Origin of the sequence: Bartonella sp. AA18HLJMS (assembly GCF_042197245.1) — a bacterium.
GTDB lineage: Bacteria > Pseudomonadota > Alphaproteobacteria > Rhizobiales > Rhizobiaceae > Bartonella.
In genome coordinates this window covers 1-1,015 of sequence record NZ_JBHIRP010000071.1, presented here as the reverse complement: position 1 = coordinate 1,015, position 1,015 = coordinate 1, and the positions used below count along the sequence as shown (strand labels likewise).

Below are 1,015 nucleotides of genomic sequence, written 5' to 3'. Positions count from 1 at the left end.
ACCTCATTAGACAGATGAGTGTTCACATTCTTGACACTCGTATCAAGACCCGCAAAGGCACTACCAACATCATTGAAGCTCGTCTTTCCCACATCACCATCTGCAGAAATATTAGAGATCTCGTAAGTCGGAGCTGTCCATGTGCCATTCTCATACTTAGCTCCTCCACCCAAAGATTGTGCAACTTTATCACCTAGAGCATATAGCTGGTTACCCGCTACAGCATCCGTTGACGTTCTACTAATGTCGCCATTTTTAAGAGACGTTATCTTGCTGTTCTCTTTACTGTCTCCATGCGTTGCTACAAACGCACCTTTAGACTTATCCCACAACAAAGCATCATTTTTAGCAGCCGTAATGTCCTTTTCAATCTCTTTGCTAATTTCATCCTTAATATTATTAAATTTATCTTTAACATTCTCGAATGAAACACCAACACCGGCAAAAGCAGATGCGACATCGTTATAACTCGAGTCAGCAACACTGCCATCAGATGCAAATTTTTTAACCGTAAATGTAGGAGCTGTCCAAGCGCCATTTTCATACTTAGCTCCTCCACCCAAAGATTGTGCAACTTTATCACCTAACCCATGAAGCTGATTACCCGTTACTGCATCCGTGGAACCATCCTTAATGACGCCATCTAAAAGAGATGTAAGCTTGCTATTGCTTTTGCTATCTTTCTCTCCATGCGTCGCTACAAAGGCATGTGCAGTATCACTCCAATTCAAGGAATCACTCTTTGCTTCAGCAATATCTTTGCTAATTTCATCCTTAATATTCGTGATAGAATTATTCACATTCGCGAAAGAAGTTCCTACACCAGCAAACGCTGTTGCTACATCATGATACTCTTTATCTTCTGTTGTGCCATCTTCTTTCACGCTCTTAACCGTGAATGTAGGCGCACTCCAAGTTCCATTCTCATACTTAGCTTTACCACCTAAAGACTTCGCAACATCGCTCCCTAGAGCATACAGCTGGTTACCCGCTACGGCATCACTTGAGCCTTTAG

The 1,015-nt window shown here is 42.2% G+C and carries 1 pseudogene; it reads right to left on the bottom strand.

Annotated features, from left to right (window positions below):
* Nucleotides 1-1,015: pseudogene (locus ACFINW_RS09945) on the bottom strand (hypothetical protein); the annotation flags it as partial.